Here is a 15,059-nt window from a genome sequence, read left to right as displayed (position 1 = left end):
TGGCCGGATGCCCCGGGGCTGGTCGCCGGTCGCGACCTCGAGGCCGGCGGGACCTGGCTCGGCATCCATCGTCGCGGCCGCTTCGCCGCCATCACCAATGTTCGCGACCCGGAACTGATACCACCGCAACCGAGCGAAAGCCGCGGCCTGCTGGTGCGCCGTGGCCTCGAAACCGATGACCTCGAGGCCTGGCTCGAATGCCAGAGTGCGGGCGAGGCATTGCGCTACGGTGGCTTCAATCTGCTGATCGGCGACGGCAAGCGGCTTTGGCACCTCGAGCGGCATCGCCACGGCTGCGCACTGCAGGCGGTCGAGGCCGGAGTGCACGGCCTGTCCAACGCCTCTCTGGATACCCCCTGGCCCAAGCTGGTCCAGGTGCGCAACGCCCTGGCCGAAGACATCGCCGAGGCCAGACACGCCTCCCTGGCAAACGCCCGCCAGGGCTTCCTCGACCGCCACCCGGCGCCGGACGCTAGCCTGCCGGACACCGGCGTGGGGCTGGAGCTCGAACGCTTCCTGTCACCGGCCTTTATCGTCGGCGACGACTACGGCACCCGTGCCACCAGCGAGTTGACGCTGCACCGCGACGTGAACGGCGAGCGTTTCGACATCTCTGAACGGCGCTTCGGCCCGGGCGGGCGGCCTCAGGGCGAGACTCGGCTGGCGCTGACCATCGAACGAGACGGCTGAAGCGTCGCTGGCCACGCTGCGAGATGCCAAGGCGCGCGGCCTTCCTTGACGGCCGCTGCCTCGCTCAATCCCTGGGCGGCAGCAGATGGGCCAGCTGCCAGGCCTGCATGCGGTTCGCCAGGTGGGCGCGCACCTCCGCTGGCGTATCCAGCGCAAGGGTCTGCTCCACCAGCTCGGCTGCCGCCTCCCGCGATACCCGGCGAATGGCCGCCCGCACACGGGGCAGGTTGGGGCCATTCATCGACAGCACCCGGAAGCCCATGCCCATCAGCAGCAGCGCGCCAGCCGGGTCGCCGGCGAGTTCGCCACACACCGAGGTCGGCACGTTCAGCTCGCTGCTCTCGGCGGCCAGGCGATGCAGCGCCGACAGCACCGCCGGGTGACAGGAATCGTAGAGGTCGGCGACCCGCGGGTTGTTGCGATCCACCGCCAGAAGGTACTGGGTCAGGTCGTTGCTGCCCACGGAGAAAAAGTCGACCCGCGCCGCCAGTGCCTTGAGCTGGTAGAGCGTCGCCGGCACCTCGAGCATCACCCCGAGGCGCGGCCGGCGCACGTCCACCCCCTCTTCACCCAGCTCGATGATCGCCCGCTCGATCAGCTTCAGGGTGTCATCGACTTCATCGACATTGGTCACCATGGGCAGCAGCAGCTCGAGGTTGTCGAGCCCCTGGGAGGCCCGGAGCATGGCGCGCAGCTGTACCATCAGCACTTCGGGGTGGTCCAGGGTGACGCGAATACCGCGCCAGCCGAGGAAGGGGTTGGCCTCTTCGATGGGGAAGTACGGCAGGTCCTTGTCGCCACCGATATCCAGGGTCCGCATCACCACCGGAAGCGGGGCAAAGCTCTCGAGCTGCTCCCTGTACAGCCGGGTCTGCTCCTGCTCGCCGGGGAAACGTTCGGTGATCATGAACGGCACTTCGGTGCGATACAGGCCAACCCCGCCGATACGCGTCTTGAGCGATGCGACCGTATCGACGGTCAGTCCGGTATTGACCATCAGCGTCATGGCGTGACCGTCCGGGGTCACGCTGGGCAGGTCCTGCTCGTGTTCGAGCAGCGCCGCCAGGGCCTTCTCCTCGTCGATCTGGCTCTGGTAATGGGCCACCAGCTCCGGGCCAGGACGCACGAACACGCGCCCTCGGTGACCATCCAGCACCAGCGGGGCGCCGTCGAGTCGCGGCAATGGCAGGTCGATCATCCCCGACACCAGCGGAATCCCCATGGCACGGGCGATGATGGCCACATGGGAGTTGCTCGACCCTCGTACCGAGATCAGTCCGCCAAGTCGGTCCCGGGGCACCTCGCCAAGCAGCGCGACGCTGATCTCGTCACCGATCAGGATGGCCCCCTGGGGGTAGTGTTCGGGCAACCGCGGCGACTCTTCCTGCAGATGGGCCAGCACTCGGCGTCCGAGATCGCGCACGTCGGCGGCACGCTCTCTCAGGTAATCGTCGTCCACACGCTCAAGATACTGCACATGGCGGCGCACCACGTCGGCCAGGGCGCCGGGCGCCCACTGGCCCTCGCGGATACGCTTTTCGACTTCCTGGGACAGCGCCGCCTCGCCGAGCATCTGCTGATAGACGTCGAACAGCGCCAGTTCCTGGGCCGAGATACGATTGGCCAGCCGCTCGCCGGCGGCACGAATCTCCTCGCGCACCCGAGCGATGGCGTCCTTGAGCCGCGCGATCTCGAACTCGACGTCGGTGGGCACCAGATCCGGCACGCTGTCGAGATCGGCCGGCGGTGACAGCACCACCGCCTCGCCGATGGCCATGCCGGGTGAGGCGGCGACCCCGATGAAGGTCGCCTGGACGCCGGGAAAGGCCGGGCAGGTCAACCCACCGGTAGCCAGCGCATGGGCCAGCACGCCGGCAAGCTGGGCGCCCATGGTGACCAGGAAGGCCTCGTCGGATTCATCGTAACGACGACGCTCTGCCTGTTGCACCACCAGTACACCGAGCATGCGGCGCTGATGGATGATGGGCACACCGAGAAAGCTCGAGTAGCGCTCTTCACCGGTGGCCTCGAAGTAACGGAAACTGGGGTGAGCCTGGGCGTCCTCCAGGTTGAGCGGTTCCTCGCGGCGGGCCACGGTGCCGACCAGCCCCTCCCCTACCGGCAGCGCCACCTGGCCCACCGCCTGGGTTCTCAGGCCGATGGTCTCCATCAGCACCAGCGCATCGCGTTCGCCGTCAAACAGGTAGAACGAACAGACATCGGTCTGCATCGCCTTGCGTGTCCGGCGCACCAGGGTCGCCAGCGCCGCGTCCAGGCTGCGCGCGCTGTTGACCTCCTGAATGATTCGTTGCAGGACCTTGAGCATGGAAAGGTCTCACCCCTGTTCTTGTACTGGTCCGGCCATGGGGCGACCGAACGATAAGTGGGAGGCAGCAACGCCACCGGCCTCTCGCCGACGTGGCTGATGTGCTGCCGCGGGCGCTGGATTCATCCCTTCTCCAGCGCCAGGCTCTGGGCGCGAGGCAATAGCTCACGTAGTGCTCGGCGGTAGACCTCCCTCTTGAACGGGACCACCTGCCCCAGCGGATACCAGTAACTGACCCAACGCCAGCCATCGAACTCGGGCTTGGGGGTGCCATCCACACAGATGCGGCTTTCCTGGCAGCGGATCCGCAGCAGGAACCACTTCTGTTTCTGTCCTATGCACACTGGGCGCGAATGTGTGCGAACCATGCGTCGCGGCAGGCGGTAGCGTAGCCACCCCCTGGTGCAGGCCAGTACCTCCACATCCTCGGCGGTCAGGCCGATTTCTTCGTGGAGCTCTCTGAACAAAGCCTGCTGGGGCGTCTCATCTGACTTGATGCCTCCCTGGGGAAATTGCCACGCGTTCTGCCCTACCCGACGCGCCCATAGCAGCTGCCCCTGGTCGTTGACGATGATGATGCCAACGTTGGGGCGAAAGCCGTCTGCGTCGATCACGGGCTTCACCTTTCCAATCGGTATTGACTGCATTCTTCCACAATGGCTCGAAGCGCATCAATACGACATCTCGAACCCCTGCCGAGGTTCTGACATAATCGCCCCCTTTGTGGCCTTCCCGGGCCAGGGGCCCATGGGCATGACGTACGCCTGTTGCTGGCCACTCCGACACAGATCGCCGGGCCGGGAGGTCGCCTCACCCAAGCGCCGGGAGACACACCTTGAGTCTGGCCATCTTCGATTTGGACAATACCCTGCTGTCGATCGACAGCGACCATGCCTGGGGCGAATTCCTGCTCGAGCAGGGCGCCGTGGACGCGGTGGCCTATCGCGAGGCCAATGACCGTTTCAAGGCCGACTACGACGCCGGTCGTCTCGACATGATGGCCTTCCTGGAGGTGGCCCTGAAGCCACTGGCGGACAATTCCATGGAACAGCTCGCCGCCTGGCACCAGCAGTTCATGGCCAGCAAGATCGAGCCCGCCATCCTGCCCCAGGCCGAGGAACTGATCGCCCGCCACCGCGCACGGGGCGACACCCTTCTGATCATCACCGCTACCAATCGCTTCATCACTGGCCCCATCGCCGAACGCCTGGGCATCGATGACCTGATCGCCGTGGAACCGGAGCTCGTCGATGGCCGCTACACCGGCCGGGTCAGCGGCGTGCCGAGCTTTCAGCAGGGCAAGGTGACCCGCCTGGAACAGTGGCTTTCTGAGCGCGACGACACCCTCGACGGCGCCTGGTTCTACAGCGACTCCCACAACGACCTGCCGCTGCTCGAGCAGGTCGATCATCCGGTCGCGGTGGACCCGGACCCGGCCCTGCGCGAAGTCGCCGAGGCCAAGGGCTGGAAGATCATCTCCCTGCGCGGTTGAGCCAAGCGCGGTTGAGACAAGCCCCTCGCACGACACCGACGCCATCCACAAAAGAACCCCGCCACATTGTGGCGGGGTTCTTCGTTGGCACGATGACCACTGGTCGACGTGCCGGCGATGCTGTGCAAGGCCCTGTCGGGCCTTGCGAGACCGATATCAGCCCAGCAGGTGCTCGACCGCAGCGCGCTCTTCGCGCAGCTCGTCTTCGGTCGCCTTCATCTTGGTGCGGCTGAACTCGTCGACCTCGAGACCCTGGACGATCTCGTACTTGCCGTCCTTGCACACCACCGGGTAGGAATACATGATGCCCGGCTCGACGCCGTAGCTGCCGTCGGCGGGAATGCCCATGCTGACGATGCCGTCGCTGCCCAGCGCCCAATCACGCATGTGATCGATGGCGGCGGATGCGGCGGATGCAGCGGAGGATGCACCACGGGCCTTGATGATGGCGGCGCCACGCTGCTGCACGGTCGGGATGAAGTCGTTTTCGTACCAGTCGCGCTCGACCAGGTCGAAGGCCGGCTTGCCGTCCACCTTGCAGTGGGACAGATCCGGGTACTGGGTCGCGCTGTGGTTGCCCCAGACGATCATGCTGTCGACGTCGGTGACGTGCTTGCCGGCCTTCTGCGCCAGCTGAGTCTTGGCCCGGTTGTGGTCCAGACGCATCATCGCGGTGAACTGGCCGGCGTCGAGGTCCGGCGCGTTGCAGGAGGCGATCAGGGCGTTGGTGTTGGCCGGGTTGCCCACCACCAGCACGCGAATGTCACGGCTGGCGTTGTCGTTGATGGCCTTGCCCTGGGCGGAGAAGATGGCGGCGTTGGCCTCGAGCAGGTCCTTGCGCTCCATGCCCGGACCGCGCGGACGAGCACCCACCAGCAGGGCGAAGTCGGCGTCCTTGAAGGCCACGTTGGCATCGTCGGTGGCGACGATGTCCTGAACCAGCGGGAAGGCGCAGTCGTTGAGCTCCATCACCACGCCATTCAGCGCTTCCATGGCCGGAGTGATCTCGAGCAGCTGCAGGATGACCGGCTGGTCCGGGCCCAGCATGTCGCCTGCGGCGATACGGAAGGCGAGAGAGTAGCTGATCTGACCGGCGGCACCGGTGATGGCAATACGTACGGGGTCTTTCATCATGGCTCCTTGGGATTGTCGCCGTGAAGGGGCCCGGGCGGCATCATGCAGACGTCGGCCGACACCTTGGCTGCCTCGGGCGGCGTTCAGGACGCGGAAAATCTTATGCTTGCAGTGCACAAAACTCAATTGGCCCGACGCAATTGACCTGGCCTCGCACCGCCGACCTGGGTTGTCGCCAGACACGTCCGCCTGGACGACCTGACGTGGCGGCCCTCAAGAGCCAGATCCAGAAGTGTCGGATCCTCTGAGTATCGGGAGCGGGCGAAATCGGCGGCCTGGTGCGAACGACGCCACCAAAGCCTTCGGTGTTATCGAAAGCGATCAAGGCGCCGCGTTGGACTTGCGCGCTCACTCACCCTCTCACTCACTGTCCGCCCTCACGGTCCGCCCTCACTACCCTCCTTCACCGCCGGCACCCCCTGTCAGGAGATGCCTTCGGCGGGGGCGTGCTCGTCGTGGAGCCGTGCAATCAGCTGATCTTCCAGGCCGAAGCGCTCCGACAGGCCCTTCTTCAGACGCTCGAGCCAGGCCGGCAAACGCGGCAGAAAGCGTTGGCAGCGCACCGGAGTAGAGTAGTCCTCGTCAAAGGACAGCACCAGTTCGGTGGACATCTCGAGGCGTTCCAGCAGACGATCGGCGATATTCAGTGCCGACGTGTCATCGAAGGCACGCGCCTCTTCCCTCAGTTGCGGATAGACCTCGAAATGGCCGGCGCTGATGTAGTCCATCAGCGTCTCGCTGAAGGTGTCGATGCGTTCCTTGGTGATGGTTTCCAGATCCGCATCGCATGACTGTTCGAGCTCATTCAAGACAACGAGCAAACCCTCGCGCTGCTCGAGCCAGCGGTCGATCAGTCGATGGACGCCTCCCCAGCGTTCGCGAGCGGTCTTGCAATCTTCCAACATGGCGGCCTCCCTAGCACTGCCTCACCCCGAATCCAGGCGGATGAACAGACTCCCTCGTGCCGCCGCCCCTGTCAACGAATGCATGCCAAGTACCTGATTGGCCGTCATCACCGACAGCAAAACGGCGCAGAGAACGCCTCTACCGCCAAGCTTCAGCCGTTCCAGCGATAGCCGCTGGTCGTGGCCCGCAGCGTCGTGAGCATGCCCACCGGCACCGCCAGCAGTACCACAAAGCCGATCATCGTCCAGCCTGGCAGCGACAGCCCGAGCAGGGTAGCGCCGACCTCGGCGCACTCGCCGGAGCCGGACAACACCGAGGCGATGACCTTCTGCAGCGGCAGCACATCGATCATGTAGTCAAGACCGGGGCCACAGCTCGGCACCTGATCCGCCGGCAGCGACTGCAGCCACAGATGACGCCCGGCGACAGCGATCCCGGAGAACACCGCCAGGGCCGCCAGACCGCTGTAGGCCACTGTGGCGAATGCACCACGAGGTCCATGCAGCGCGGCCACGGCAAACACCAGCCCCGCCGCGATCACCGCCACCCGCTGAAACACACAAAGCGGACAGGGCTCGAGCCCGACCAGGTGTTCAAGCCCCAGGGCCACGGCCATCATTGCCACGCAAAAGCCCAGTCCCGCCAGGCTCCACTGCCGCAGGCTCCACTCGCTCATTTCAGGCTCTCTCCGCTATGGGTCGGTTGATCCGTGGGTGCCAACGCCCGGGTCTCCCGGGCTCGGCTGAAATAGTCGCTCAGGAATTGAGCAAAATCGCTGGTGTCGGATGCCTCGATCTCCCGCTGCTGCTGATGAGAGGTCTCGACCAGGTCTTCCAGCATGGACGCACGACACCGATTGAGCGGCTCGTCAGCCAGCGCAGCGGCCTGCTCACGGGCGATGGCGACCATGGCCTCGACAAACTCCTCACCGTTGTCCTCGAGGCGCGCCAGCACGCGAGCAGAAGGCGTCAGCGACGGATCATCGATGCGCGGCGCGATCGCGTCCACCGCCTGCTGGTGGGGACTGCCATCCTCGAGCTGGTCGAGCAGCGCGGCGACCTCGCGCATCTCGGCGACGATGGCACGACTCCAGTCGACCAGACCGCGGCGGTTGCCTCGGTCATTGAGCTCGAGCCCGGGCTCGCGACCGCGCTCCACCACCAGGCGCCGATTGTCGTCCAGGTGGTCACACTCCTCGTCGGAGATCCAGGGACTGTCGGACAGCAGGCACCACACCAGGAAGGTGTCGAGAAAGCGGGTCTGGGCGGCATCGATCCCCAGGGTAGCGAAGGGATCGATATCCAGACAGCGGACCTCGATGTACTCGACACCACGGGCCTCGAGGGCCTGGCTCGGTGTCTCGTCGTGACGGGTGACCCGCTTGGGACGAATATCGCTGTAGTACTCGTTCTCGATCTGCAGGATGTTGGCGTTGAGCTGACGCCAGCTATCGCCATCACGCACACCCAACGCCTCGTAGTCCGGCCAGCCGGTGGCGATGGCATGGCGCAGGGTGTTGACGTAATTCGACAACGAATTGAAGCAGATCTTGAGCTGATCCTGCACCTTGTTCTGGTAGCCCAGATCGGACATCCGCAAGCTGGTCGCATAGCGAGATACCAGGGTGCGCTCGCCGAGACGTTCCAGACCCTCGGGAATCTCGCCGTCATCCAGAAAGCTGTCATCGATGGCCGGAGAGGCACCGAACAGATACAGCAGTAGCCAGCTATGACGCCGGAAGTTGCGGATCAGTCCGAAGTAGCGCGACGAGCGGTACTCGCCCATGGACACCTGCTCCTGCTCGTCCAGGGTCTGCAGCAGCGTCCACAGGTCGTCTGGCAGCGACACGTTGTAGTGGATGCCGGCGATCGACTGCATGATCCGCCCGTAGCGAGCGTCCAGGCCGCGACGATAGACATGCTTCATGGTGCCGACATTGGAGCTCCCGTAGTCGGCAATGGGCACGCTGTCGTTGCCATTGAGCCGGGAAGGCATGCTGGCCGGCCAGATCCACTCTCCGTCCAGATGGCGATAGGTGTAGCGATGGAGATCGGCCAGAAATTCCAGCGCCTCGTCGGGACGGCTGTAGACCGGCGTGATGTACTCCAGCAGCGCCTCGGAGTAGTCCGTGGTGATATGGGGATGGGTCAGTTTGGAGCCCAGCGCCCGGGGATGGAAGGTCGCCGCGATCACGCCGCGGTCGTCGACCCGAAGCCCCTCCTTTTCAATGCCGCGGCGCAGGCGGCCGAAGCGTCGTGCGGCCGCCGGGCCGCGCAGGCGTTCGAGGAGCGAAGAAAGCTGAGTGGACAAGGTGAACACCCCGTGTCGTGGAAGGGCCCGGGGGCCTGCTTCGAATGGCGGCGACGGCAACGGGCGCTCAGGCGCCCGTTGTTTCAGTCGACAGATACGGTCGACAGCGAAGGTCGACAGTCGAGATCGCTGGATAAGGTCGACAGATTATGGCGTTCCATTGGCAGGTTTCAAGAACGACCCTGCTTCGCCTTGAGCAGAGCGGCACCCAGAGCGCCCATGGGAGCGGCCTCGTCGCGCCCTCCCTTGCCTGCCTGACCGCGACCCTGCTGGCTCCGAGGGCCCTTGCCCTTGCCACCGCCTTCGCGACGTCTGGGGGCCTGGCGAGCGTCACCTCCGTCGGCGCTGTCGGGAGTATCGTCCATGCGCATGGACAGCCCGATACGCGAGCGCTGCAGATCCACGTTCATCACCTTGACCTTGACGATGTCGCCCGCCTTGACCACGGTGCGTGGATCCTCGACGAAGCGGTCCGACAGCGCTGAAATGTGCACAAGACCGTCCTGATGCACACCGATATCGACGAAGGCACCGAAATGGGTGACGTTGGTCACGGTACCTTCCAGCACCATGCCCGGCTCGAGGTCCTTGAGCGTCTCGACGCCCTCGCGGAACTGCGCTGCACGGAACTCGGGACGAGGGTCGCGGCCAGGCTTGTCGAGCTCGGCGATGATATCGCTGACGGTGGGCACCCCGAAGCGCTCGTCGGCAAACTCGCTGGGCTTGAGCGCCTTCAGCGTGGCGCTGTCGCCAATCAGCCCGGACAGCTCGCGCCCGCTGCGCTCGGCGATACGCTCGACCAGCGGATAGGCCTCCGGGTGCACGGCGCTGGCATCCAGCGGATTGGCGCCGTTCATGATGCGCAGGAAGCCGGCGCACTGCTCGAACGTCTTGGGCCCCAGCCGGGACACCTCGAGCAGATCACGGCGATCACGGAAGGCGCCCTTGGCGTTGCGCTGGGTGACGATGTTCTCGGCCAGCCCCGGATTGAGCCCCGCCACCCGCGACAGCAGCGCCGAGGAGGCGGTATTGAGGTCGACCCCCACCGCGTTGACGCAGTCCTCGATGACCACCTCGAGGCTGCGTGACAGCTGGACCTGGGAGACGTCGTGCTGGTACTGGCCGACGCCGATGGACTTGGGTTCGATCTTGACCAGCTCGGCCAGGGGGTCCTGCAGGCGGCGCGCGATCGACACCGCGCCACGAATGGTCACGTCGAGATCAGGCAGCTCGCGGGAGGCATACTCGGAGGCAGAGTACACCGAGGCCCCCGCCTCCGAGACCATGACCTTCGACAACCGGGGATCCTTCATCGCCTTGAGCAGATCCCCGGCCAGCCGATCGGTCTCCCGGCTAGCGGTGCCGTTGCCCACGGCGATCAGCTCGACGCCGTGTTTCTTGACCAGTTTCGCCAGTTCGGCAAGCGATGCATCCCACTGATTCCGCGGGGCGTGGGGAAAGATGGTGGCCTGCTCGAGGAACTGCCCGGTGGCATCGACCACCGCCACCTTGCAGCCGGTGCGCAGGCCGGGGTCGATGGCCAGCGTGGTCTTGGGGCCGGCCGGCGCCGCCAACAGCAGATCCTTGAGGTTGGCGGCGAAGACGTCGATGGCCTCGCCTTCTGCCCGCTCACGCAGACGCCCCATCAGCTCGGTCTCGAGATGGGTGTAGAGCTTGACCCGCCAGGTCCAGCGCACCACCTCGGCCAGCCAGCGGTCGGCCTTGCGCCCCTCATCGCGAATCTCGAAGTGACGCGCGATGGCGACCTGGGCTGGGTGCACCGGCGCCTCGTCTTCGCCAGGCAGGCGCAACGCCAGCGCCAGCACACCCTCGTTGCGGCCACGGAACATCGCCAGGGCGCGGTGAGAAGGCACCTTGGCAAGCCGTTCGTCGTGTTCGAAGTAGTCGGAGAACTTGGCGCCTTCCTGCTCCTTGCCGGCTATCACGCGGCTGGACAGCTCGCCCTCGCTCCACAGTCTCTCGCGCAGGCGTCCGACCAGCTCGGGGTCCTCGGCGAAGCGCTCCATCAGGATCTGCTTGGCGCCATCGAGCGCCGCCTTGGCGTCTTCGATCGCCGGCGTCTCGCCTTCGGCAGGCCGCAGGTAGCCCGCGGCTTCGGTCTCGGGGTCGAGGGTTGGATCGGCCAGCAGCGCGTCGGCCAGCGGCTCGAGACCCGCTTCCCGGGCGATCTGTGCCTTGGTCCGGCGCTTCTTGCGATAGGGCAGGTAGAGGTCTTCCAGGCGCTGCTTGGTATCGGCGGCCTGGATGCTGGCGGCCAGCGAATCGCTGAGCTTGCCCTGCTCGTCGATGGCCGCAAGCACTGTGGTGCGGCGCTCTTCCAGTTCACGCAGATAGCCCAGGCGCTCTTCCAGGTTGCGCAGCTGGGTATCGTCGAGTCCTCCGGTCACTTCCTTGCGATATCGCGCAATGAACGGCACCGTCGCGCCGCCATCCAGCAGCTCGACGGTCGCGGAGATCTGAGGGGCATTGACCGCCAGTTCTTCGGCCAGGCGGGCAATGATCTTGGCTGTAGCGTCCATGAAATCCTTGGCAATACGACGTCTGTGATCCGGCCAAGGTATCACAAAGCGCCCTTTTGCGCCGCCGCCACCCGCTGCCCGGCGTCATACCCCGGGCAGCTTTTCGTTCAGGCCGGGACGAACTTGAGCGCGACCCCGTTGTTGCACCAGCGCAGACCGGTGGGATCGGGCCCATCCTCGAACACGTGCCCCTGATGACCACCACAGCGAGCGCAGTGGTACTCGGTACGCGGCCACAGGATCTTGTAGTCCACACTGGTCAGCAGGTGGCCCTCCACGTGCTCGTAGAAGCTCGGCCAGCCGGTGCCGGAGTCGTACTTCATGGCGCTGGTGAACAACAACAGATCACAACCTGCACAGCGAAATTCACCTTCACGCTTCTCGCCGTCGAGCGGACTGGAGCCTGCTGGCTCGGTCCCTGCCTCGCGCAGCACATCGTACTGGGCCGGGCTCAGGCGCTCACGCCACTCGCTCTCGCTCAATTCCAGCGGCTCGATATCGGGACTTGGCGAAAGCTCCAGCTCCGGGCGGGCATTGGCCACCGCCGGCACCATGCTGGCGAGGCCGCCGAGCCCGAGCAGCGCGAGGAAGTTGCGTCGTTTCATTGTAGAGTCTCCTGCGTCAAGGATTGTGCTGGGTCGGTCTGCCCCTCCCCTTCCTTACACTCAATCGTCGCTGTCCGTCCGGACCTTCGCCAACTATCGACGGCAAGGCGCTGGAACAAGAGCAAAAAAAGAGGAGAAGGCCATCGCCTTCTCCTCTTCTCGACCCCTGCCTCGCGGCAAGGTTCATCGCACCTTCAATCTAGTTCCTAGACCAGACTCGGGCCTGCCTTGACGATGGAGTCGCTGACGCCGTCGAACTTCTTGAAGTTCTCGACAAACTTGCCCGCCAGTTCGCTGCGCTTGCGATCGTAGGCTGCCTGGTCTTCCCAGGTCTGACGCGGGTCCAGCAGGCTGGAATCGACGCCGGGCACGGACACCGGCACCGACAGGTTCAGGCCGTCGATGTGGCGGGTTTCCACGTCACGCAGCACGCCGGTCTGGATCGCGTGAATGATGGCGCGGGTGGTCGGGATGGAGAAGCGTGAGCCGCCCTCGCCGTAGGCACCGCCGGTCCAGCCGGTGTTGACCAGGTAGACCTGGGCGTCCTTCTCGGCCACGCGCTTGATCAGCAGATCCGCGTACTCGCGGGCCGGGCGCGGGAAGAACGGCGCACCGAAGCAGGTGGAGAAGGTCGCTTCCAGACCGCTGGAAGAGCCCATCTCGGTGGAGCCCACCTTGGCGGTGTAGCCGGACAGGAAGTGATAGGCGGCGGCTTCCTTGGACAGCACCGACACCGGCGGCAGCACGCCACTCATGTCACAGGTCAGAAAGACGATGGCGTTGGGCTCGCCGGCGCGGTTCTCGGCCACACGCTTGTCGACGTGCTCGAGTGGATAGGCGGCGCGGGAATTCTGGGTCAGGCTGTCGTCGGCGTAGTTCGGCTCACGACGATCGTTGAGCACCACGTTCTCGAGCACGGTACCGAACTTGATGGCGTTCCAGATGACCGGCTCGTTCTTTTCCGACAGGTCGATGCACTTGGCGTAGCAGCCACCCTCGAAGTTGAACACGGTACCGACGCCCCAGCCGTGCTCGTCGTCGCCGATCAGGTAGCGACCCGGGTCCGCTGACAGGGTGGTCTTGCCGGTGCCGGACAGGCCGAAGAACAGGGTGGTCTCGCCGTCTTCGCCGACGTTGGCGCTGCAGTGCATGGGCAGCACGTCGGCCTCGGGCAGCAGGAAGTTCTGCACCGAGAACATGGCCTTCTTCATCTCGCCGGCGTAACGCATGCCGGCGATCAGCACCCGGCGCTTGGCGAAGTTGATGATCACGCAGCCATCGGAGTTGGTGCCGTCACGGCTCGGCTCACACACGAAGTGCGGGGCATTCTGGATTTCCCACTCGTCCTTGCGTGACGCATTGTAGGCCTCGGGACGCACGAACATGGTGCGGCCAAAGAGGTTGTGCCAGGCGGTCTCGGTGGTCACACGAACCGGCAGGTAGTGGGTCGGATCGCTGCCCACGTGAAGCTCGCTGACATAGCTGTCCTTCTCGCCCAGGTAGCCTTCCACTCGCTCCCACAGTGCATCGAAACGCTCGGCGTCGAAGGGACGGTTGACGCTGCCCCAGTCGATCTGGGCACTGGTGGACGGTTCGTCGACGATGAACCGGTCCTTGGGGGAGCGCCCGGTACGTTCACCCGTCTTGACCACGAGGGCGCCGTGGGAGGCCAGTCGGCCCTCGCCCTGGGCCACCGCACGCTCGATGAGTTCGGCAGTGCTGAGGTTGACGTGAACGGTAGAAGACTGCGTGGTGGTGGTCATAGGATTCCTGGGCCTTCGGCTTCTCTCTCGTGGACTGGCGCCATCCGACAGGGCGAACGGCGCAAGGGATCCGGCGAGTCGACTACGCGGTTCGACCGTCTTCTTCGACTGACGACGCGTCCGGGATCGGCGGGGATTATGGCAAAAAACCCCGAGACAGGAAATGCCCATTTTTCAAGACGTTATTGTAGTTTAATTACAACATTTCGGCTTTTTTGGTGCATTTCCTGTCATTCCACTACAAACCTGCAACCGCCACCGCAGTTCCGATAACCTCGAGCCTGCCATTCATGCCAGCGAAACGGCTCGGGCCTGGACGCTGCAACCGCTCAATGCACCGTTGGGCTGCCGTCGCTGGGGTCCTCGATCAAGGCTTCGACATCGGCCGCGGTGAAGGCGTAGCGGGTGTTGCAGAAGTGACACTGGGTCTCGATCGTACCTTGCTCCGCGACGATCTGACGCAATTCCTCGTGCCCCAGCGACATCAGTCCCCCGGCGATGCGCGAACGAGAACAAGTACAACCAAAACGCAACGCCTTGGATTCGAAGGTACGCAATGGCTCCTCATGGAACAGCCGCACCAGCAAAGTTGCCGCATCCAGTTCCAGCAATTCCTGTTCGCTGAGGGTGGCAGCCAAGTGATAGGCGCGATCCCAGGCGTCGTCATCCTGATTGAGCGACTCGTCGGGCAGTCGCTGCAGCAGCAGGCCACCGGCGCTGACACCGTCCGCCGCCAGCCACAGCCGCGTGGGCAGCTGCTCGGACTGGGTGAAGTAGGCTTCCAGGCAGCCGGCCAGGCGATCGTGCTCGATGCCGACGATACCCTGATAGCGCCGCCCTTCCTTGGGGTCGAGGGTGATCACGATCTGGCCTTCTCCCACCAGCTCGCGAAAGCCGGCCTCATCGCCGGGCAGTGCCGCATCTTCGGCGAGGCGGGCGATGGCGCGAAGCTCACCGCCAGGATTGGACTCCGCCATCATCAGGGAGACGTCACCACTGCCGCGCACCTCGAGGGTCATGGTGCCGTCAAGCTTCACGGTGTCGGTCAACAGAGCCACCGCCGCCAGCAGTTCACCGAGCTGACGATTGACGGCGGCCGGATACTCGTGACGCTTGAGCACCTCGTCGTAGGCCTCGGACAGGCGGGTGACTTCGCCGCGGACGTTGGTGTCATCGATAATGAATCGCTGGATCTGATCAGCCATGAAAAACGATCTCTGCTGGGCGCGCCCCGGCGGGCGCGCGTCTGACGAAAAGAAGGGTGTTCGACGAGGGCGCTGGGATGAGCGCGAC

The 15,059-nt window shown here is 65.0% G+C and carries 12 protein-coding genes; 2 read left to right on the top strand and 10 right to left on the bottom strand.

Annotation, left to right across the window (positions count from 1 at the left end):
- On the top strand, positions 1–690 hold a 690-nt coding region (locus tag NH448_RS17430), incomplete at its 5' end, for an NRDE family protein (RefSeq protein WP_253029121.1).
- 64 nt (positions 691–754) lie between these two features.
- Here the strand turns inward: NH448_RS17430 and ptsP are convergent.
- Positions 755–3,016 (bottom strand): phosphoenolpyruvate--protein phosphotransferase, encoded by a 2,262-nt coding sequence (ptsP, locus tag NH448_RS17425; RefSeq protein ID WP_124802658.1) that lies wholly within the window; start codon positions 3,014–3,016, stop codon positions 755–757.
- 122 nt (positions 3,017–3,138) lie between these two features.
- The gene (locus NH448_RS17420; RefSeq protein ID WP_045994143.1) at positions 3,139–3,630 is read right to left on the bottom strand and encodes an RNA pyrophosphohydrolase; all 492 of its coding nucleotides are present in this window, start codon (positions 3,628–3,630) and stop codon (positions 3,139–3,141) included.
- A 221-nt stretch (positions 3,631–3,851) separates the two neighbouring features.
- On the opposite strand from NH448_RS17420, the gene NH448_RS17415 reads away from it, so the two are divergent.
- The gene (locus tag NH448_RS17415) at positions 3,852–4,508 is read left to right on the top strand and encodes an HAD family hydrolase (protein WP_045994142.1); all 657 of its coding nucleotides are present in this window, start codon (positions 3,852–3,854) and stop codon (positions 4,506–4,508) included.
- A 156-nt stretch (positions 4,509–4,664) separates the two neighbouring features.
- On the opposite strand, the gene NH448_RS17410 is transcribed toward NH448_RS17415, so the two are convergent.
- The 8 genes from NH448_RS17410 to hslO all read right to left on the bottom strand — a co-directional run bounded on the left by NH448_RS17410 (position 4,665) and on the right by hslO (position 14,971).
- Positions 4,665–5,639, bottom strand: a complete 975-nt coding sequence (locus tag NH448_RS17410; protein WP_045994141.1) for a malate dehydrogenase — start codon at positions 5,637–5,639, stop codon at positions 4,665–4,667.
- Positions 5,640–6,064: 425 nt separating this feature from the next.
- A complete protein-coding gene (gene rsd, locus NH448_RS17405) occupies positions 6,065–6,547 on the bottom strand; it encodes a sigma D regulator (protein ID WP_045994140.1) in 483 nt (160 codons plus the stop codon).
- Between the two features lie 152 nt (positions 6,548–6,699).
- Positions 6,700–7,224 (bottom strand): disulfide bond formation protein B, encoded by a 525-nt coding sequence (locus NH448_RS17400; protein WP_124802660.1) that lies wholly within the window; start codon positions 7,222–7,224, stop codon positions 6,700–6,702.
- Positions 7,221–8,858: a glutamate--cysteine ligase gene (gene gshA, locus NH448_RS17395; protein WP_108131631.1), complete on the bottom strand. Its 1,638-nt coding sequence runs from the start codon at positions 8,856–8,858 to the stop codon at positions 7,221–7,223. The genes NH448_RS17400 and gshA overlap by 4 nt, the downstream gene beginning before the upstream one ends.
- 170 nt (positions 8,859–9,028) lie before the next feature.
- Positions 9,029–11,398, bottom strand: coding sequence for a Tex family protein (locus tag NH448_RS17390; protein ID WP_124802662.1), 2,370 nt, complete (start codon positions 11,396–11,398; stop codon positions 9,029–9,031).
- Positions 11,399–11,505: 107 nt separating this feature from the next.
- Entirely contained in the window at positions 11,506–12,003 is a 498-nt protein-coding gene (msrB, locus tag NH448_RS17385) for a peptide-methionine (R)-S-oxide reductase MsrB (RefSeq protein ID WP_045994136.1), read from the bottom strand.
- 206 nt (positions 12,004–12,209) lie between these two features.
- On the bottom strand, positions 12,210–13,766 hold the full coding sequence (locus NH448_RS17380) for a phosphoenolpyruvate carboxykinase (RefSeq protein WP_124802664.1): 1,557 nt from the start codon (positions 13,764–13,766) through the stop codon (positions 12,210–12,212).
- A 329-nt stretch (positions 13,767–14,095) separates the two neighbouring features.
- Positions 14,096–14,971 carry an Hsp33 family molecular chaperone HslO gene (hslO, locus tag NH448_RS17375; RefSeq protein ID WP_108131400.1) on the bottom strand — a complete coding sequence of 292 codons (876 nt, stop codon included), beginning with the start codon at positions 14,969–14,971 and terminating at the stop codon, positions 14,096–14,098.
- Between the last annotated feature and the right edge of the window lie 88 nt (positions 14,972–15,059).

The sequence above is a fragment of the Halomonas sp. OfavH-34-E genome (assembly GCF_024124525.1).
In the GTDB taxonomy this organism is placed as follows: Bacteria; Pseudomonadota; Gammaproteobacteria; order Pseudomonadales; family Halomonadaceae; genus Halomonas; species Halomonas litopenaei.
Note: the sequence above shows the minus strand (reverse complement) of the source record. Positions and strands in the feature narration are given on the sequence as shown.

Excerpts from the sequence above, each read along its gene's own strand:
- ptsP (WP_124802658.1), bottom strand. The coding sequence starts at position 3,016 with ATGCTCAAGGTCCTGCAACGAATCATTCAGGAGGTCAACAGCGCGCGC.
- NH448_RS17410 (WP_045994141.1), bottom strand. The coding sequence starts at position 5,639 with ATGAAAGACCCCGTACGTATTGCCATCACCGGTGCCGCCGGTCAGATC.
- rsd (WP_045994140.1), bottom strand. The coding sequence starts at position 6,547 with ATGTTGGAAGATTGCAAGACCGCTCGCGAACGCTGGGGAGGCGTCCAT.
- NH448_RS17400 (WP_124802660.1), bottom strand. The coding sequence starts at position 7,224 with ATGAGCGAGTGGAGCCTGCGGCAGTGGAGCCTGGCGGGACTGGGCTTT.
- NH448_RS17390 (WP_124802662.1), bottom strand. The coding sequence starts at position 11,398 with ATGGACGCTACAGCCAAGATCATTGCCCGCCTGGCCGAAGAACTGGCG.
- msrB (WP_045994136.1), bottom strand. The coding sequence starts at position 12,003 with ATGAAACGACGCAACTTCCTCGCGCTGCTCGGGCTCGGCGGCCTCGCC.
- NH448_RS17380 (WP_124802664.1), bottom strand. The coding sequence starts at position 13,766 with ATGACCACCACCACGCAGTCTTCTACCGTTCACGTCAACCTCAGCACT.
- hslO (WP_108131400.1), bottom strand. The coding sequence starts at position 14,971 with ATGGCTGATCAGATCCAGCGATTCATTATCGATGACACCAACGTCCGC.